The sequence below is a fragment of the Nocardia nepalensis genome, assembly GCF_048910785.1.
GTDB classification, from domain to species: domain Bacteria; phylum Actinomycetota; class Actinomycetes; order Mycobacteriales; family Mycobacteriaceae; genus Nocardia; species Nocardia nepalensis.
In genome coordinates this window covers 62165-78503 of record NZ_JBKBET010000035.1, presented here as the reverse complement: position 1 = coordinate 78503, position 16339 = coordinate 62165, and the positions used below count along the sequence as shown (strand labels likewise).

The 16339-nt window shown below is 66.2% G+C and carries 20 protein-coding genes and 1 pseudogene; 11 read left to right on the top strand and 10 right to left on the bottom strand.

What is annotated here, in order from left to right:
- Positions 1-4: 4 nt before the first annotated feature.
- Both ACHQ4I_RS28995 and ACHQ4I_RS28990 read right to left on the bottom strand, forming a co-directional pair.
- On the bottom strand, positions 5-790 hold the full coding sequence (locus ACHQ4I_RS28995) for an alpha/beta fold hydrolase (RefSeq protein ID WP_420775042.1): 786 nt from the start codon (positions 788-790) through the stop codon (positions 5-7).
- A gap of 14 nt (positions 791-804) precedes the next feature.
- Entirely contained in the window at positions 805-1236 is a 432-nt protein-coding gene (locus ACHQ4I_RS28990; protein WP_420775041.1) for a type II toxin-antitoxin system Rv0910 family toxin, read from the bottom strand.
- A 451-nt stretch (positions 1237-1687) separates the two neighbouring features.
- On the opposite strand from ACHQ4I_RS28990, the gene ACHQ4I_RS28985 reads away from it, so the two are divergent.
- The 5 genes from ACHQ4I_RS28985 to ACHQ4I_RS28965 are packed head-to-tail and all read left to right on the top strand — an operon-like array spanning position 1688 to position 5720.
- A complete protein-coding gene (locus ACHQ4I_RS28985) occupies positions 1688-3112 on the top strand; it encodes an ATP-binding protein (RefSeq protein WP_420775040.1) in 1425 nt (474 codons plus the stop codon).
- A complete protein-coding gene (locus tag ACHQ4I_RS28980; RefSeq protein ID WP_420775039.1) occupies positions 3112-3540 on the top strand; it encodes a roadblock/LC7 domain-containing protein in 429 nt (142 codons plus the stop codon). The genes ACHQ4I_RS28985 and ACHQ4I_RS28980 overlap by 1 nt, the downstream gene beginning before the upstream one ends.
- Complete coding sequence (locus tag ACHQ4I_RS28975; RefSeq protein ID WP_063037917.1) at positions 3537-3887, top strand: DUF742 domain-containing protein; 351 nt, start codon at positions 3537-3539, stop codon at positions 3885-3887. Before ACHQ4I_RS28980 ends, ACHQ4I_RS28975 begins: the two co-directional genes overlap by 4 nt.
- Positions 3862-4467 (top strand): GTP-binding protein, encoded by a 606-nt coding sequence (locus tag ACHQ4I_RS28970; protein ID WP_420775038.1) that lies wholly within the window; start codon positions 3862-3864, stop codon positions 4465-4467. The genes ACHQ4I_RS28975 and ACHQ4I_RS28970 overlap by 26 nt, the downstream gene beginning before the upstream one ends.
- Entirely contained in the window at positions 4464-5720 is a 1257-nt protein-coding gene (locus ACHQ4I_RS28965) for a cytochrome P450 family protein (protein ID WP_420775194.1), read from the top strand. Before ACHQ4I_RS28970 ends, ACHQ4I_RS28965 begins: the two co-directional genes overlap by 4 nt.
- A gap of 86 nt (positions 5721-5806) precedes the next feature.
- Here the strand turns inward: ACHQ4I_RS28965 and ACHQ4I_RS28960 are convergent, their stop codons facing one another.
- From ACHQ4I_RS28960 to ACHQ4I_RS28950, 3 genes are all read right to left on the bottom strand, one after another.
- A complete protein-coding gene (locus ACHQ4I_RS28960; protein WP_420775037.1) occupies positions 5807-6751 on the bottom strand; it encodes a pyridoxamine 5'-phosphate oxidase family protein in 945 nt (314 codons plus the stop codon).
- A 59-nt stretch (positions 6752-6810) separates the two neighbouring features.
- Complete coding sequence (locus ACHQ4I_RS28955) at positions 6811-7437, bottom strand: LysE family translocator (protein ID WP_420775036.1); 627 nt, start codon at positions 7435-7437, stop codon at positions 6811-6813.
- A gap of 88 nt (positions 7438-7525) precedes the next feature.
- Entirely contained in the window at positions 7526-8272 is a 747-nt protein-coding gene (locus tag ACHQ4I_RS28950) for a TetR family transcriptional regulator (protein WP_420775035.1), read from the bottom strand.
- A gap of 94 nt (positions 8273-8366) precedes the next feature.
- Between ACHQ4I_RS28950 and ACHQ4I_RS28945 the strand changes: the two genes are divergently transcribed.
- Entirely contained in the window at positions 8367-9593 is a 1227-nt protein-coding gene (locus ACHQ4I_RS28945) for an FAD-dependent monooxygenase (protein WP_420775034.1), read from the top strand.
- Between the two features lie 24 nt (positions 9594-9617).
- A complete protein-coding gene (locus ACHQ4I_RS28940) occupies positions 9618-10034 on the top strand; it encodes a VOC family protein (protein WP_420775033.1) in 417 nt (138 codons plus the stop codon).
- A gap of 2 nt (positions 10035-10036) precedes the next feature.
- Here the strand turns inward: ACHQ4I_RS28940 and ACHQ4I_RS28935 are convergent, their stop codons facing one another.
- On the bottom strand, positions 10037-10888 hold the full coding sequence (locus ACHQ4I_RS28935; protein WP_420775032.1) for an alpha/beta fold hydrolase: 852 nt from the start codon (positions 10886-10888) through the stop codon (positions 10037-10039).
- Positions 10889-11175: 287 nt separating this feature from the next.
- On the opposite strand from ACHQ4I_RS28935, the gene ACHQ4I_RS28930 reads away from it, so the two are divergent.
- On the top strand, positions 11176-11574 hold the full coding sequence (locus ACHQ4I_RS28930) for a hypothetical protein (protein WP_420775031.1): 399 nt from the start codon (positions 11176-11178) through the stop codon (positions 11572-11574).
- Between the two features lie 128 nt (positions 11575-11702).
- On the opposite strand, the gene ACHQ4I_RS28925 is transcribed toward ACHQ4I_RS28930, so the two are convergent.
- Both ACHQ4I_RS28925 and ACHQ4I_RS28920 read right to left on the bottom strand, forming a co-directional pair.
- The gene (locus ACHQ4I_RS28925) at positions 11703-11894 is read right to left on the bottom strand and encodes a hypothetical protein (protein ID WP_364472924.1); all 192 of its coding nucleotides are present in this window, start codon (positions 11892-11894) and stop codon (positions 11703-11705) included.
- 81 nt (positions 11895-11975) lie between these two features.
- Positions 11976-12800, bottom strand: a complete 825-nt coding sequence (locus tag ACHQ4I_RS28920; protein ID WP_420775030.1) for a class I SAM-dependent methyltransferase — start codon at positions 12798-12800, stop codon at positions 11976-11978.
- Positions 12801-12936: 136 nt separating this feature from the next.
- Between ACHQ4I_RS28920 and ACHQ4I_RS28915 the strand changes: the two genes are divergently transcribed.
- Positions 12937-13710 carry a PP2C family protein-serine/threonine phosphatase gene (locus ACHQ4I_RS28915; RefSeq protein WP_420775029.1) on the top strand — a complete coding sequence of 258 codons (774 nt, stop codon included), beginning with the start codon at positions 12937-12939 and terminating at the stop codon, positions 13708-13710.
- A 53-nt stretch (positions 13711-13763) separates the two neighbouring features.
- On the top strand, positions 13764-14741 hold the full coding sequence (locus ACHQ4I_RS28910; protein ID WP_420775028.1) for a quinone oxidoreductase family protein: 978 nt from the start codon (positions 13764-13766) through the stop codon (positions 14739-14741).
- Here the strand turns inward: ACHQ4I_RS28910 and ACHQ4I_RS28905 are convergent.
- Positions 14731-15134, bottom strand: a pseudogene (locus ACHQ4I_RS28905) (carotenoid oxygenase family protein). The gene ACHQ4I_RS28910 and the pseudogene ACHQ4I_RS28905 sit on opposite strands and share 11 nt — an antisense overlap.
- Positions 15135-15158: 24 nt before the next feature.
- Positions 15159-15719: a DUF3159 domain-containing protein gene (locus ACHQ4I_RS28900; protein WP_420775027.1), complete on the bottom strand. Its 561-nt coding sequence runs from the start codon at positions 15717-15719 to the stop codon at positions 15159-15161.
- A gap of 90 nt (positions 15720-15809) precedes the next feature.
- On the opposite strand from ACHQ4I_RS28900, the gene ACHQ4I_RS28895 reads away from it, so the two are divergent.
- The gene (locus tag ACHQ4I_RS28895; protein ID WP_420775026.1) at positions 15810-16328 is read left to right on the top strand and encodes a PadR family transcriptional regulator; all 519 of its coding nucleotides are present in this window, start codon (positions 15810-15812) and stop codon (positions 16326-16328) included.
- Positions 16329-16339: the final 11 nt, after the last annotated feature.

The window sequence follows — 16339 nt, the reverse complement described above, 5'->3', positions numbered from 1 at the left end:
GGAGCTACCGATTCGCCGCGTCCAGGAACTCCAGGACGAGCGGGCTTGCGGTGGAGCGGAATTCGTCGAAATAGGCGTGCCGCGCGCCCGGTATCAACTCCAACCGGGCGCCGGGAATGCGCTCCACCAGCAACGGCGCGTTAGCCGCGGGATTGAACACGTCGTCGGTCCCGTGCACGACCAGCGTGGGAACCGCGATCTCCGGCAGCGCATCCCATGCGTCGTGCTTATTGCTCGCGTAGAGATGCCTGCGCTTGGCATGGGCGGGCATGTCCGGATCGCCGAGGGTGTTGAACGGGCCGGATGTGCTCGCCAGATAGGCGGGGGTGTACATCAGTTCCAGCAGCGACCGCCGCGCCGCCGCCGCATCGGGCTGGGCCAGCGACTTGCGGACCTGCGCGTCGCGTTCCACCGCGTGCCGACCACCCGGCGAGGTGCAGCCGAGCACCAGCGTGTGGACCCGATCCGGGAACCGCGCGGCCAGCCACTGCGCGACTCGCCCGCCCATGGAAGTGCCGTATACGGCGGCGGTTTCGATGCCGAGGTCATCGAGCACCGCGATGGCGTCCTCGGCGAATCCGATGGTGCTGTACGGGATATCCGGCTTATCGCTGTCACCGGTGCCGCGATAGTCCAGCGAGACAGTGCGATGCGCGGTCTCGAAGTCCGTGCGGATCCCGTCCCACCAGTGATGGTTGTTCGCCTGTCCGCCGAGCAATAGCAGCGGCGAGCCGGCGCCACCGGTCTGATACGCGATCCGCGCGCCATCCGCGGCCTTGGCATATGGCACTGTCCCGGCTCCCTTCAGCCGTAGAGTGCGACGAACTGGTCCAGCGAGCGCTCGATATCGCCCTTCAGCGCACGGGCGACGCCGGAACCGATCGGACCGAACAGCGGCGCGCCGCCCAGGTCGATATCGACGGTGACCTCCGAGCCCGCGCCCTTGGGGGCGACGAGCAATTCGAGCTTGAATTTGGTGCCGCCCTTGCCCGCGCCGCTCAATGCCAGTCGCCGCGGCGGTTCGGCGGCCTTGACCGTCCAGGTCACCCGATTGCGCAACCCCTTGACCGAGGCGACGCCGATGAGTTGGGTGCCGACGGTGAGTTCGGCGGGCACCTCGTTGCGCCACGCCTCGTGCATGATGAGCCACTTGTCGAGCTCATTCAAATTCGAGGTATGCGACCAGGCCTCCTCCGGGGCGATCGGCACATCGATGGAAACCTTCAGCTTTGCCATTCGCGCATAGTATCCGGTACCCGCGGTTCGCTATACGTGGGCACATGCGGGTATCGGCGATAGCTTCCGGCTACCGAAATGTCCGTGCCGGGCGGAATTCCGCAGGCCAGAGATCCGGGCGGGCGCTACGCGAAATACCCGGGGGCGCTGGCGGTTCGAGGAATCGGAATGTGTTTTCGGATCGAGAGAGACTTCGCTGCGATGCTGCTACTGTGGGCGGGTCGTCGGGTGCTGGGCAGTCGGCTCGGCTCGATCCGTTCGGTCGGTGATTCCTCGAATCGCTTGCCCTGCGGGCACTCTGGGGCGGCACTGGTGCGCGTGCGGTAGCTGCCGCAGTGCGCTTCGGTGCGCCGAACGTGGCCGCATTCGACGAGTGTTATTCCTGGTCGGCGTCGCGAGGAAGGCGAAACAACGCGCTGTGACACCGGCTGTCGCAACGACGAGAGAGCTGATGAATCAAGATATCGCCGTGGTGCTTTCATGGATCCTCGCCCCCGCTCTCATCATTGCCGTGGCGGCGGCGTTGTATATAGCGCAATACGCGAAACATCAACGGACGCGAGCCGAGGCCCTCAGTAGAGAGAGCAGAGCGCACGAGGAGATCCTCGAGCACTTCGCTGGACAGACACTTCCGGCGATGTCGGAGGCGGTGCGCCGCTTCGAGGCCCCGGTGTCGGCGATCGAGGTGCCGACGGGTCTGGAGAATTCCCGCTTCGCCCAGTGCCTGCAATGGATCTCCGAGCGCTTCGCCGACGATCTACGAGTGGTGCAGTCCGAGACGCACGAGCAGACCATCCGTGAGGCCGAGGACAAGGCGCAGCAGGTGGTACAGGCCACCCAGGAGGCGACCCGCGCCGAGGTGGAGTCCGCCTCGCGCGCGGCGACCAGTGCGGCGGTGCGCTCGTTCGGCACCTCCGTGGTCAGTCTGGGCGCCGATGTCAGTCAGGTGGTGAGCGTCGCGCTGCGCGAGCACCGCGATGACGAGGTCTACGCCACCCTGACCCGCATCGACCACACCGTGCAGCAGATGCTGCGGCAGGCGCAGTCCTATGTGATCGTCTGTGGTGGTCTGCCGGGTCGGCGCTGGCCCGCGCAGTCGCTCACCGATGTCGTCGGCGGTGCGATCGGGCGTGTCCGCGACTACCTGCGGGTGCGGCCGACGCAACTCGACCGCATCGTCATCAGCCGGGCGGTGGAGCCGCTGGTACACACCCTGGCCACCCTGCTCGACAACGCGCTGCGCTACTCCCCGCCGACGTCGTTCGTGGACGTGAGCTTCCAGGAGGGCCACCACGGCGTCACCGTCATCATCGATGACGCCGGTGTGCGGATGAACGCCGAGCAGATGGAGGAGGCCAGACAGGTGCTCGCCAACGAGCGCCCGATCGACATCCACCAGCTCGGCCCGTCGCCGCGCGTCGGCTTCCCCGGCATCGCTGCGCTGGCCCGACGCTACGGATTCACCGTCTACATCGACGGCCCGAACGTCTACGGCGGCATGCGGGCAATGGTCTACATCCCCGAGGCGCTGCTGGTCACCGCGGCCACGACCGCCGAACCGGCCACGCCCGCCGTCGCACCCGCACCCGCCCCGGCCCCGAGTGTCGATGAGAAGCCCTTCGAATTGTCTCCGGTTCCGGTCTTGGCCGGAGTAAGCGAACAACCCGCCGACAACGAGGAATTCGCTGTGCACGAGATCACGAGCGGCGGCCTACCAAAGCGTCGTCGCAGAGCGGTGGCATCGGTACCGACCAACACCGGCACCGAATCCGAAGCGGGACAGGCTCGTCCCGAGATCGCCTCCGCATGGCAGATGGGTTCCAAGAGCGGCCGTGAGGCTGCTGCCTCCGACAACACCGAAGGGATGTCATCCTGATGAGCACACCGGTGACCGACAGCAGCAATAGGCTGGGTTGGCTACTCGAGGATCTCAGCAATGTGCCCGGCGTACGGTTCGCGGTGCTGCTGTCCGACGACGGGCTGCGGATCGCGCACTCCGACGGTGTCAACAAGGACGACGCCGAGCGCTTCGCCGCGGCCGCTTCGGGTCTGCGCTCGCTGGGTAAGGCGCTCGGCGAATTCTGCGGCGGTGTCGATAACGGCGTGCGGCAGAACATGACCGAATACGACCAGGGCATGATTCTCATTACCGCCGCGGGTGATGGTGCGCTGCTCGGGGTTTCGACGACGCCCGAAACCGATATCGGCCTGGTCGCGCACCGCATGAACGAACTTGCCGGGCGGGTCGGGCATGAGTTAGGCGCCCAGCCGCGCGGAAGGGTTGAGGGCGGCTTGACGTCATGACGAGGTCCCGGCGAGACCCCGACCTGGTCCGGGCCTATGTGCGCACTGGAGGACGGATCCGTCCCAGTCGTGAGCTGGACCTGGTCACCCTCGTCGTCGCCGCCAAGGACCCGGCGCCTGGCGCGACGCCCGACGCGCGCCAGGTGCTGAACCTCTGCAGCCGTCGCAGCGCGCTGTCCATCGCCGAAATCGCCGCATATCTCGACCTGCCGCCGTCCGTCGTGAAGATCGTCGTCGCCGATCTGCTGGACAGCGAACATCTGGCCACTCCAACCCCGGCGGAAGTCATGCCGGAGATCACCCTGCTCGAGGAGGTACTCAATGGGCTCCGTGCTCTCCCGGCCTGAGCGCACTGTCGACTATGTGCCGGAGACCGTGACTCGGTCGGTAAAGCTCCTGGTGGCAGGCAATTTCGGCGTCGGCAAGACCACGTTCGTGAACAGCGTGTCCGAAATTCGACCGCTGCGCACGGAGGAGACGATCACCGAGGCCAGTGTCGGCGTCGACGATATGGCCGGACTGCCCGGCAAATCGCAGACCACCGTGGCCATGGATTTCGGGCGCATCACGCTGAATCCCACACTCGCGCTGTACCTGTTCGGCACGCCGGGACAGCGACGCTTCGTCCCGCTGTGGGAGGAACTGGCACGCGGCGCACTCGGCGCGCTGGTCCTGGTGGACACCCGACGCATCGAGAAGGCCGACGAGGTGCTCTCGGTGCTGGAGGAGCGCGGGGTGGCCTATTCGGTGGCGGTCAACCAGTTCGAAGGCGCCAAGCGCTATCCGCTCGAAGAGATCCGTGACGCACTGGATCTCGCGCCCGACACCCCGCTGACCTCCCTCGACGCCAGGGAGCGCAGCACCTGTCTGCGCTCGCTGATCACGCTCGTCGAATTCCTATTCCATCGGCAAGAATCTCGGAGATAGCCACCCCATTGCACACCGCTCGACCCCAATCCCGCCCGGCCGCCCCAGGGTCTCCGATCGACACCGACGGCCCGCGCGTAGCGCTCTACTCTGCGGAGTACGCCGCCGATCCGCACCGTTCGTACCGTGAAATGCGCCGCGAGTACGGATCCTTGGTACCGGTGGACCTATCGCCCGGTGTACCGGCCACTTTGGTGATCGGCTATCACACCGCCGTGCGAATCCTCAACGATCCGGACCACTTTCCGGCCGATCCGCGCACCTGGCAGCAGTACATTCCCGGTGAATGCCCGATCCTGCCGATGATGGAGTGGCGGCCTAACGCGTTGCGCAGTGCGGGATTGGAGCATCTGCGATACCGGCAGGCGAATGCCGCAAGCCTCGCCGAGGTCGACCTGCACGCACTGCATGCCATCGTCGAGCAGGTCGCCATCCCGCTGATCAATGCCTTCTGCGGTGACGGTGCGGCAGATCTGATCAGCCAATACGCATTTCCGCTCGCTTTCCAGGTGCTCAATGTGATGCTCGGCTGCCCGGCGGAGATCGGCCAGCAGGTCGCCAGCGGGATGGCAGCGATCTTCGAGGGCGTGAACGCCGATAAGGGCAATGCGATGCTCTCCGACGCGCTGTTCGATCTCGTCACGCTCAAGCGCAACAACCCGGGCGACGACGTCACCTCGCGCCTGCTCGCGCAACCCGCTGAGCTCACCGATGTGGAGATGATGCACCAGCTCGTCACCCTCTATGGCGCGGGCATAGAACCGGTGCAAAATCTGGTCGCCAATACGCTGCTGCTGATGATGACCGACGACCGGTTCGCGGGCGGCGTGCTCGGCGGCAGCATGTTGACCCGCGACGCGCTCGACGAGGTGCTGTTCACCGATCCGCCGATGGCGAACTACTGCATCTCCTACCCCAGGCAGCCGATTCTGATCGATGGCGTCTGGCTACCCGCGCATCAACCGGTCGTCATCAGCATGGCCGGATGCAATAACGATCCCGCCGTCGGGGTGAGCGAATTCGGGCCCAACCGTTCGCATCTGGCGTGGGGCGTCGGCCCGCATGCCTGCCCGGCGCGGCCGGTCGCCGCTCTCATCGTCCAGGACGCCATCGACCAACTGCTCGACGCACTGCCCGAAATGCGTTTGGCGACAACGCCCGAAGAACTCACCTGGCGACCCGGTCCGTTCCATCGGGCCCTGGTATCCCTGCCCGTCACCTTCCCCAAATCCCCGCCATTGGCCGTGCTCTGAGTGGCGGCGGGGGACTAGTCCACCTGAAATCCCGGGCCCCCTTCCGATTTCGATCGGGAGGGGGTTCGTGCATTTCCGGGATCGAGTTAGCTCAATGCGTCGAGACGGCCCTGTTTTCGGGCTTGCGCCAGTCCGCGGCGAGCCATCAAACCGTTGGCGAGCAACAGGAGTGTCTTGTTCGGGGGTGCGATGAAGCCGGATTGGGTGTGGGGCGCGTAGGTCGCGTCGGTGCTGTTGATTTCGATCCAGCCGGTGTGCTGACGGCATTGCAGTCCGATGAGTTGCGGCCGATAGGCGTGGGCGAGTAGACCGGCGCGGCGGCTGCCCTGGGCGACTCCCGCCGGCACCCTGAGGTTCACCCCCGCCGAGCTCGACTCGCCGACCTGCACGGGGACCACGGCCGGATAGCCGTCGGACTGCCGATAGGTGAGCAGACAGTGCGGCAGTTTCGCGGCACGCGCCGCGGCCTTGGCGCTGTCCACCCGGGGGCCGGTGCCCTTCGCGGGCGGCTTCTGCGAGTCCGCGGTGTCGGGCAATGGTTCGCCGTACACCTGCGGCTCGCCGGTCGCGTCCAGGTTCGGCCACGCGATGATCCGGGTTATCGCGACCGTCACCAGCACTCGATCGGTGTAATACGCGCTGAGCCAGCGATCCCAGAACCGTCCGCGCCGCGGTGCGCCGAGATATGGCGTCGCCCGCTCACCGATCCGATCGAGGGCGGCCTGATCGGGCTCGGCGTCGAAGCTCGCCAGACCCTGCACCACAACGAAGCGCTGATTGCCCTGATCACCCAACCCGTGCTCCCGCGCGTGGTACGCCAGTGCAACCTTCGGCTCCCGCTTGATCCGCTCCAGCTTGCGCCCGAACCCGAGCGAGGTGGTGAACCCAACCGTCCCCGACTCCCGATCCCGCAACCCGATCGGCGACACCGCGGTCACCACCGCCCCACCCGCCGGAGTGATGTACGCCAATCCGGCAGTCAGGTCACCACCCAACACATCATCGATTTCATCCGGCCAGGTAACTGCCATGGCCGCAGATTAGTCGCCCGATCCGGGGACCATGTGGCTTATGCGCAACTAGCAGCGGTTCAGTTGCTCTGCACGGCGATTCGGATGCCGAGGGCGACCATGAATGTGCCCATGGTGGCATCGATCGCGCGACGCACGGATTGGCGATTGAGCACATGGCGCAGAGCACCGACACCGACTGCGAGCACGGAGAACCAGGCCAGGCAGACGGTTGCGGTGACGACGCCCAGCTCGAGGGTGTCGAACACGCTGGGTTGCGTCGGCAGGAACTGCGGCAGCAAGGCCACGAAGAAGACCGCTACCTTGGGATTCAGCAGATTGCACAGCAGGCCCTGGCGGAATGCGTGAACGGTGCCGTGCGATTTCAGCTCCGGCACCTCGACCGGATAGTCACCCCGCCGCGCGGCCAACAGCGCCCGCAGCCCGAGTACGGCCAGATACCCGGCGCCGATGAGCTTTAGCACGGTGAACGTCACCGCCGATGCGGCGAGCAACCCCGCGACCCCGACCGCGGTCACCATCGACCACACGAACACCCCCAACGCGATCCCAACCGCACTGGCCACCCCCACCCGCCGCCCCGACACCGCGGCATTGCGCGTCACGATCACAAAATCCGGCCCCGGCGACATGGCCCCCACCAACATCACCCCACCGAGCGCAAGCACCTGCGCAGTCGACATCATCTCGCCAGTCTAAGTAAGCGCCGCCGGATCGGGGCCTCGCTCGACCTGGCCCACACCTCGAAGTTCCGTCTCGAAATTATTCTCATAATTAGGTGGTCTGCTTGCCCAGGTGTCGGTAGAGCGTGGCGCGGGAGACGTCGAATTCGGCGGCGATCTCGTCGATGGCGAGGCCGGAATCGCGCATGTGGCGGGCGGATTCGACCATCTCGGCGGTCATCGCGCCCGGCCGGCCGCGGCGGGTCGGGCGGGCGGTGGAGTCCGGGACGGGTTGCGGTCGGTGGACGAGGTCGCGTTGCGTGGCCGGCGTGCCGAGTAATCGCCGGGCGCCGTCGAGAACGGCCTCGCGGAGTTCGTCGGTGGGTCGGTCGGCGAAGATGACCACGGGATCGCTGAGCGCCGCATAGACCTGCGCGGCACGTACCCGGGTGGTGAAGTCGGCGCTGGGGCCGGCGATCAGGTCCTGTGCGGACAATGCGATGGTCCGCAGTCGCGCGAAGGTCGCCTTGTCGGCGGATAATGCCTGGTCCTGCATCTGCATCCGCAATAGCTGACCGTGTGCGAGCCAGACCTCCAGCAGTCCGTCCACCACCGCCCAGCGTCGCGCCTGCGCATCGCGTCCGCGGCTCGCCGCTTCGAGCACAGCTTCGCTATCGGCCAGCAACGGTTCGACCAGCGCGGCGACGATATCGCTCTTACTTGGGAAGTGATACAGCACAGCGGTTTTCGTCAGCCCGACTCGCTCGGCGATCTCGCGCACGGACACCGCGTGGTACCCGCGCTCGGCGAACAGGTCGAGCGCGATCTGCAGGATGCGGGCACGCGAATCGTCAGCCATGGCGACGAATCCTACCCCTTGACTGACCAATGGTCAGCGACCTACAGTTTCTGCTGACCAACGGTCAGTAGATTTCGAGACAAGGAGCAGGGCAGTGCGGAACGAGCGGATTCTGATCTCCGGTGCGAGCATCGCCGGGCAGGTACTGGCGTATTGGCTTGTGCGACATGGTTTCCGGCCGACAGTTGTCGAACGGGCAGCGAGCCTGCGGATCGGTGGGCAGGGCGTGGACGTGCGGGATCAAGCGATCGAGGTCACCGAGCGCATGGGCATCATGGCGCAGATCCGCTCGGCGGCCGCCGACGTCAGCGGCATGCAGTTCGTGAACGCCGCCGGCGATCCCCTTGCCCGAGTGGACATGCAGAAGATCAAGGACAAATACGGCAGCGCCGAGGTGGAGATCATGCGCGGCGATCTCGTCCGGATCCTGCACGACAGCAACCGCGACGTCGAATACCTTTTCGGCGAGTCGATTGCGGTCCTCGACCAGGACGACGACGGTGTCACCGTCACCTTCGAAAACGGCCGACAACGTCGGTTCGACCTGGTGATCGGCGCGGATGGCCTGCATTCGACCGTCCGGCGCCTGGCCTTCGGCCCGGAACCGGATTTCGTCCGCCACCTGGACCACTACTTCGCCTTCGGCAACGCCGATGCGGCCCTCGGACCCGACCGCTGGGTCACCGTCTACAACACCCCGGGTGCGATGGCCGGAATCTACCGTTCCGGCAATCACGCGCAGGCCAAGGCCTACTTCATGTTCCGCAGCCCACTACTGGACCTCGACCCGCGTGATACGGCGGCGGCCCGCGCGGTGCTGGCCGACCGGTTCGGCAACGAATCCGCCTGGAACGTGGCGCGCCTGCTGGACGGCGCACTGGCCGATCCGGAGTTGTATTTCGACTCACTCGGCCAGGTCCACATGCAGTCCTGGTCCACCGGTCGCATCGCCCTCGTCGGCGACGCCGCCTACTGCGCCTCACCCGCATCCGGCGCCGGCGCCGAACTGGCTCTCGTCGGCGCATACCGGCTCGCCGGTGCACTCGCCGTCGCGAAGGGGGATCACCGCCAAGGCTTTCGCGCCTACGAGCAGAGCCACCGCGACCTGGTCGACCGCAAACAGCAAGTCGGACCGAACCTTCGACTCATGGTGCCAAAAACCCGGCCGGGCATGGTGATCCGCAATGCCCTCACCCGGCTCCCCGTACTGGAATCCATGGCGGGCATGGAACGCATCATGGCGCCGAAGACGGGCGCATCGCTGCCGGATTATCCACCGGCGCAGACCTTTTCACGCAGCACCGCTGGCTGCTCGCGGTAAGGACTCGGCGTAGGGTGCCCAAGCATGGGGTTCTCAGTCGAGCGGTTCGACCACATCGTCATCAATTGCGTCGATGTCGAGGCGACCGCCGCATGGTACGAAACAGTCCTGGGTATGCGGGTGGAGAAGTTCGGACCGAAAGGCCGCACCGCGCTGTGCTTCGGCAATCAGAAGATCAACCTGCGGCCGATCGGTGCCCTCGCGGTCGACTCGGACTGGGTGACGGCGCGCGCCGAGGCCGCGGGTTCGGCGGACCTGTGCTTCATCACTGAGGCTTCGCCCGAGGAAGTGCGAGATCACCTGATGGCCTGTGGCGTCGAGATCACCAATGGTCCGGTCACCAAGTCGGGCGCGCTCGGCGACATGATCTCGCACTACTGCCGCGACCTGGATGGCAATCTGGTGGAGATCGCGGTCTATCCGGACCACCGCCCGGCCTGAGCTCAGCGGCGCAGGAATTCCAGGGTCGCGCGTTCGAAGGCCGCCTTCGCCTCGATCATGACCCAGTGCCCGCTATTCGGGAAGATGTGCAGTTCCGCATTGGGGATCAGTCGCATCGGGACGAGTGCCATATCCGGCGGGCTGACGCGGTCGTCGCGACCCCAGGTCAGCAGCGTCGGGCACTGCACCTTGTGCAGCATCGACCAATACGGCGGCGTATTCGAGTTCGCCAGGAATTTCTGCTGCATGTCCCAGGCCGCCGAGCCGTACATCATGGCGGCGGTCTGCTGCGTATCCGGATGCTGCGCGGCCTCCCAGCGCTCCTCGATGATTTCGTCGGTGATCACCGCGGGGTCGACGACCATGCTCCGCAACCAGCGCAGCAGTTTGTCCCGATCGGGTTTGTCGGCGAATTCCTGGAGCAGCCGGATGCCTTCGCTCGGGCTGGAGCTGAAGATATTCGGGCCGATGCCGCCGATGGTGACCAGCTTGCTGACCCGCTGCGGATGCTGGATCGCCAGGTTGGCCGCGACGACACCGCCCATCGAGTTGCCGACCATGGCGGCCGATTCGATGCCGAGCCCGTCCATGAACCGCAGCAGCGCCGCGCCCGCGGTGAGCACCGGATGTCCGTCCACCGCATCGCTCACCCCGAAGCCCGGAAATTCGAGGATGTAGCAGTGAAAATGCTCGGCGAAGGCCGCGAGATTCCCGCGATAGTTGCGCCACCCGTTCACGCCGATCCCGGACCCGTGCAACAACAACAGCGGCGGCCCGTCGCCCGCCTCGTGATAGCGCAGCACTCCCTGATCGGTGACGAGCTCGCGTTTCGTGCCTTCGTATGTCACGTCCATACGATCACGTTAGAACACGTTCTAACTCTCGCAAAGCGTTGGTGAATCGCGAGATCAATTATGCTGCGGGAGTGGATGATTCGCTACGGGGCGATGCCTGCCGATACTGCCGTCCGCGCTGGGACGTTTCCACTGTCGGACTGGGCTGATGCTCCCGGATAGAACCAACCGCCAAGTACGTAATTGCGAAACGCGGGGCGATTTACGCCTGTAGACGGCCCAGCGGGGCCACGATCGATGCTTCCGCTGGCAACTCGGACCCGGCACCACACGATGAGGACCGAATCATGAGCTACCGAAAGATCACGACCGCGACCGTGCTCGGCACCGCGATCACTGCACTGGCCTGCACCGCGCCGACGGCGAATGCCGCGGTGACCCGGGTGGGGGTGATGCCGGATTCGAACTACGGCATGGCGACCAACTACGGCACCGACTGCCCGGCCACCGCCGAGGCCTATGTCAACAATGCCGTCGAACCCGTGTCCTTCTACGACAACGGCGTCCTGTTCGGAGTGGTCCGCCCGCTGGGTGGCATCGCCCTGCTGACCTGGATCCCGAAGACCACCGGACCGCACACGCTCAGCGCCGTGCAGGCCCCGGACGTCACACCCATCGGAACGGTGGACGTCCGCGTCGGCACCGGCGTGCACGTCGGCTTCGCCTGCGTCGTCTTCGGCAGCTGAACGCACCGGGCCCTTCGGCGATGACGGTGTGCTCAGCGGTGCCGTCTCGCGCCGCTCGACATCGCGCACGATCGGCTCTTCGACCGGCGCGCACAGGGCGCGTCAAGTGTGGTTAGGCCTCGGGGCGACTACAGCACCCCGATGGCCTTGAGTAGTAGCAGGGTCAGGCCCGCGGTACCCGCGAAGGCCACGCCGCCGTCGCGGATCACGATGCCCGTGGGCGAGCCGCTGACCTTGGAGAGGATTCCGGATATCACCGCGACGATGATGCCGACGAGCACGGCGACGACAACGAACAAGACCTGAACGGTAGTGGACACTCGACGCTCCCTCGATTTGGATCGTCGCAGTGTAAATAGCGCGGTGGCTATCGTGGAGCAAATTGACGGGATGTGGTGTGCCTAGGCCGGTTTGGTGGCCGCCAATCCGTACAACAGCGGGAGAATTGGGTCCGTGGGCGGCAGCAGGAACCAGTCGCCGTCGGTGCGGATCATGCGCGACCAGCGCGGCCACGGCAACTTCTCGGTTTCGGTGAGATCGGTGATGCGCAGGCCGGCGCCGATCAAGGCGTTGATCACCTCGCCGAGGCCGTGACGCCATTCGTAGACCGTGGTGTCGGTGGTCAGCGCCGGGCCGTCGGTGTAGGTGTGGTCGCTGTCGCGGCGTTGGGCGCCGCGGCCCTCGAGGTAATCATCGTGCAGGACAAGCGAATCCGGATCGACTCCGGCGGGCGGGGTGGGTCCCAGAGAGTGCAACAGGGGGTGGAATTCGACGATGTAGACCAAGCCGCCCGGACGCAGCAGTTCGGCGAGTACGGTCGCCCACCGCGACAGGTCGGGCAGATAGCAGAGGGCGCCCTTGCCGGTGTAGACGATGTCGAATTGTCGGTGCCCCAACGCATTCGGCGCATCGTAGACATCGGCGCAGACGTACTCGACGGCGTCCGCGGCGAGTTCGCGGGCATGCCGGATGGAGGCGGGGGAGAAGTCGAGACCCACCGCGCTCGCACCGCGTTTGGCGAATTCGATTGTCTCGGTCCCGAGATGGCACTGCAGATGCAGGACGTCGCGGTCGCGCACGTCACCGAGGATGTCCCATTCGAAGGGGGCGAACCAATACGACGAATCGTGGTTGCGATAGAACTCGCTGGCCGCGTGGATCGGTGCGCGCGCGTCCCAGTTACCCCGGTTCGCCAGCAGCGGATCGAGGTCGTCGTCGATGTCCACCGCGCCATCGTATTGCGATTCACAGGATTCCCACACGAAATTTTGGGACGCTACATGGAATACCGCGGTTCACTGAATTAACAGAAGTTGTGCGGATCGGCAGCGTGGAGCGGGTCCAGCTCGAGGAGGTCAGACCTTGCAGACAACCGCTTCGATCGCCATCGTCCAGTCCGAGCAGCTGCGGCTCGCCGCCATCGTCCGGCCCGAGCAGCTGCGGCTCGGCTCCATCATCCCCGGCGCGGTGAGCAGAAGGGGGCGGCGTTCGCTCAACGCCGACGCCGTCGCCACCTACACGGACCCGATCGTCGGGCGCGCCGCCTTCGTCGTCGCCGACGGCATCGGCGACAACCTGCTCGCGGCCAGGGCGGCGCGCACGGCGGCCTCGGTCGCGGCGCGGGTGGGTGCGCGCGACGGCGCGCAGTCGGGGGTGCTCGCGGCCCAGCAGGAATTGCTGCGCCAGTTCCCGGAGCAGCAGGCCGACTGTGTGCTCGTGGTCGCGGTGCTGCCCGCCGCCGGACAGCCCGACGGGCCGAGCGATATCGCGTGGGTCGGCGATTGCCGCGCCTACCGCTGGAACGGCCGGGTGCTGCACCAGATGACCACCGATCACACCGTTGCCGAGTTCATGCGCGCCAAGGGGATTCGTCCGTCGGGACGGATGGACCACCTCGTGACCACTTCGACGCGCACCGTAACTCCGTCCGCCATCGGGCACGCCGCTACGGGGTCGAGCCGGGGCATTCTGCTCTTGAGCACCGACGGCGTGCACAAGCGACTCGACATGGTCGAGATCAAGTCGGCACTCACTGCTGGCGAGACCCCGGGTAGCACCGCGGAAACCTTGGTGGACAACGCATTACTGGCCGGGAGCACCGACAACACCACGGCACTCGTGGTGAACTGCCGGTAGCCGCCATACCTGCTACAACTGTCTCGACAAGGTGTCGAGCGGAGTATGGGGTTATGCGGGCGATTCAGATCAGTGAGCTGGGCGGACCTGAGGTGTTGCGTGAGGTGGAGCTCGATGCTCCGGAGCCGGGTCCCGGTGAGGTCGCGATCGATGTCGCGTACGTCGGGGTGAACTTCGCCGACCTGCAGGCGCGCTCGGTGGGGTATCGGGTGACCGAACTGCCGTTCGTGCCCGGCCTCGAACTCTCCGGTCGGGTGCGCGCGATCGGCGCCGGTGTGGACGGGTTCACGGTCGGGCAGTCGGTGGCGGCGATTACCGAGGGCGGCGCGTATGCCGAGGTCGCGGTGGTCGCCGCCGCGACGGTGTTCGCGGTGCCCGATCGCGTCGATTTGCGCACGGCCGCAACACTTCCCACCGTGTTGCCGACCGCGTACGCGCTGGTGAATACCGTCGCCAGACTGCAGCCGGGGGAGACCGTGCTGGTGCAGGCGGCGGCGGGCGGGGTGGGCACCGTGGTGGGGCAGGTGGCCAAGCTGGCGGGCGCGGGCGCGGTATACGGCGTGGTGTCCAGCGAGGCCAAGGCCGAGTACGCGCGCAAACTCGGCTACGACGACGCCTTCCTGGCCGAGACCTTCGAGGCCGATGTGCGGGAGGCGACCGGCGGCCGCGGCGTCGACGTCGTCCTCGATCCGGTCGGTGGGCAGACCCTGCGGCGCGGTCTGGCATCCCTGGCGCTGTTCGGCCGGTTGATCTCCTACGGCAATGCCAGCGGTGAGCCGGGCTGGCAGCTCGGCCAGCCCGAGCTCTACCCCAAGGGCCTGTCGGTCTCCGGCTTCTCGATCCTCGGACTCACCGCGGATGCGCCGGAGGTGTTGCGGGAGATCGCCGATCGGGCCTTCCGCTTGGTCACGACCGGTCAGGTCGAGCTGCCGGTCACCGCGGAATTCCCGCTGGCCGAGGTCGCCGAGGCGCATCGGCTGATGGCCGGGCGCACCTCGACCGGCAAGCTGGTGCTCGCGGTCAACGGCTGACCGGATCAGCCAGCCAGTTCCCGTGGAAACCGTAGGGCACCCGGCTGGGTAGGTGGATGGTCGCCACCGGCGGTGCGGCCAGATCGGTCGGGTGCACGATGACGAGATCGCTGCGGTCGGTTCGGCGTTGAAGACGTAGGTCAGCAGATATCTGTCGCCGCCGGGGCGTTCGTCGGCGGGTGCGAAGGCGGCCTCGGCCGGGATGCGGCCGGGGCCGAATTCGTGAGCCGTGCTCGCGCCGGTGTGCAGGTCGTAGCGGACCAATGCGCCACGGTTCCCGGATACGGTGGCGTGGCCGAAGCGGGAGTCCCGACCCGCGAGCCGATCATCGACGCGCGGGAATTCGGCGTCGCGGTCGTCGAGCTGCTCTTCGGCGACGGTGCCGGTGGTCAGATCGATGGTCCAGCGTCGTGGATTTCAGGATGCGGACTCGGTCCGTGAGTTCGCCTTCGCCTGGATGTGGGCGACGTAGCGGATGGTGAAGATCACCGGAAGCGCGAATGCGAGTACCTGCACGGTGGTACGCCCGCCCGACGAGGAGTGCGCCAGCGCGGTCAGCGCGACGCAGCCGACGACGAAACTCGCCGTCCATACCGAGGTGATGACATAGCTGGTGCGGATGAAGACAGGATGATCCCAAAGTTCCCGCGGCGTGGTCTGTTTGGCGATCGGCAGGGTGAACGGCACACGCACCAACAGTGAGGCGCCCGCGATCAGGGCCAGTACGCCCGAGGAGAGCGCGGGGGTGTAGGGGTGCAGTGCGCTGTCCGGATCGACGAAGGCGATAACGGCCAATGCCGCGAAGAAGACGACCGAACCGATATCGATGGCCATGGCTTCGATGCGCTGACCGGCCCGGACCTGCTGGGCGATCCCGAGAACCGAGACACCGAAGGCGGCCAGCGCGGCCCACTGCCAGTACTGCGACGGGATCACCGCGAAGACGATCCAGGGGGCGAAGGCGCGCAGGTACGACATGTCCGAGAACTCCTCGATATTCCAATTTTGACATGTCCAAATTAGAGCCTGCGCCCTCGACATGTCAATAGTGGAAGGTAAGGTGATGGCATGAGTCTTCGGTACGCCCTGCTCGGACTGCTGGCCGATCGCCCGGCCAGCGGCTATGACTTGCTGCAGCGCTTCAAGGTGTCGCTGGCCAATGCCTGGCCCGCCACCCAGAGTCAGATCTATACCGAGCTCACCAAGCTCGCCGACGCGCGCTCGATCGCGGTCACCGACGAGGGTCCGCGCGGTCGCAAGGAGTACACGATCACCGATGCGGGCCTGGCCGATCTGCGCGAGTGGCTAACCACGACCGAGCCGAAACGTACCGCGCGCAACGAGATGCTGCTGCGCGTTTTCTTCCTCGGCGTGGTTCCTCCGGCGCAGGCCCGCGACTATCTGTCCGGTATCGAAACCAGGACCGCCAAGGCCGGAGCCGAACTGGCCGCACTCGAGGCGTCGATCGACTGGGATGAAGACGATCTGTCCGTCTATGGCCGCATCGCGATGGAGTGGGGCAAACGCTTCTATGCGATGAACCGGGAGTGGGCCGAATGGGCGCTGACGCAGATACCCGAGCGCTAGCCGAATATGTT

What these genes read in the sequence shown, in the direction of transcription:
- ACHQ4I_RS28930 (WP_420775031.1), top strand. Translation starts at nt 11,176, where the DNA reads ATGAGCTACCGAAAGATCACGACCGCGACCGTGCTCGGCACCGCGATC.
- ACHQ4I_RS28940 (WP_420775033.1), top strand. Translation starts at nt 9,618, where the DNA reads ATGGGGTTCTCAGTCGAGCGGTTCGACCACATCGTCATCAATTGCGTC.
- ACHQ4I_RS28900 (WP_420775027.1), bottom strand. Translation starts at nt 15,719, where the DNA reads ATGTCGTACCTGCGCGCCTTCGCCCCCTGGATCGTCTTCGCGGTGATC.
- ACHQ4I_RS28985 (WP_420775040.1), top strand. Translation starts at nt 1,688, where the DNA reads ATGAATCAAGATATCGCCGTGGTGCTTTCATGGATCCTCGCCCCCGCT.
- ACHQ4I_RS28955 (WP_420775036.1), bottom strand. Translation starts at nt 7,437, where the DNA reads ATGATGTCGACTGCGCAGGTGCTTGCGCTCGGTGGGGTGATGTTGGTG.
- ACHQ4I_RS28960 (WP_420775037.1), bottom strand. Translation starts at nt 6,751, where the DNA reads ATGGCAGTTACCTGGCCGGATGAAATCGATGATGTGTTGGGTGGTGAC.
- ACHQ4I_RS28970 (WP_420775038.1), top strand. Translation starts at nt 3,862, where the DNA reads ATGGGCTCCGTGCTCTCCCGGCCTGAGCGCACTGTCGACTATGTGCCG.
- ACHQ4I_RS28950 (WP_420775035.1), bottom strand. Translation starts at nt 8,272, where the DNA reads ATGGCTGACGATTCGCGTGCCCGCATCCTGCAGATCGCGCTCGACCTG.
- ACHQ4I_RS28895 (WP_420775026.1), top strand. Translation starts at nt 15,810, where the DNA reads ATGAGTCTTCGGTACGCCCTGCTCGGACTGCTGGCCGATCGCCCGGCC.
- ACHQ4I_RS28935 (WP_420775032.1), bottom strand. Translation starts at nt 10,888, where the DNA reads ATGGACGTGACATACGAAGGCACGAAACGCGAGCTCGTCACCGATCAG.
- ACHQ4I_RS28990 (WP_420775041.1), bottom strand. Translation starts at nt 1,236, where the DNA reads ATGGCAAAGCTGAAGGTTTCCATCGATGTGCCGATCGCCCCGGAGGAG.
- ACHQ4I_RS28910 (WP_420775028.1), top strand. Translation starts at nt 13,764, where the DNA reads ATGCGGGCGATTCAGATCAGTGAGCTGGGCGGACCTGAGGTGTTGCGT.
- ACHQ4I_RS28980 (WP_420775039.1), top strand. Translation starts at nt 3,112, where the DNA reads ATGAGCACACCGGTGACCGACAGCAGCAATAGGCTGGGTTGGCTACTC.
- ACHQ4I_RS28975 (WP_063037917.1), top strand. Translation starts at nt 3,537, where the DNA reads ATGACGAGGTCCCGGCGAGACCCCGACCTGGTCCGGGCCTATGTGCGC.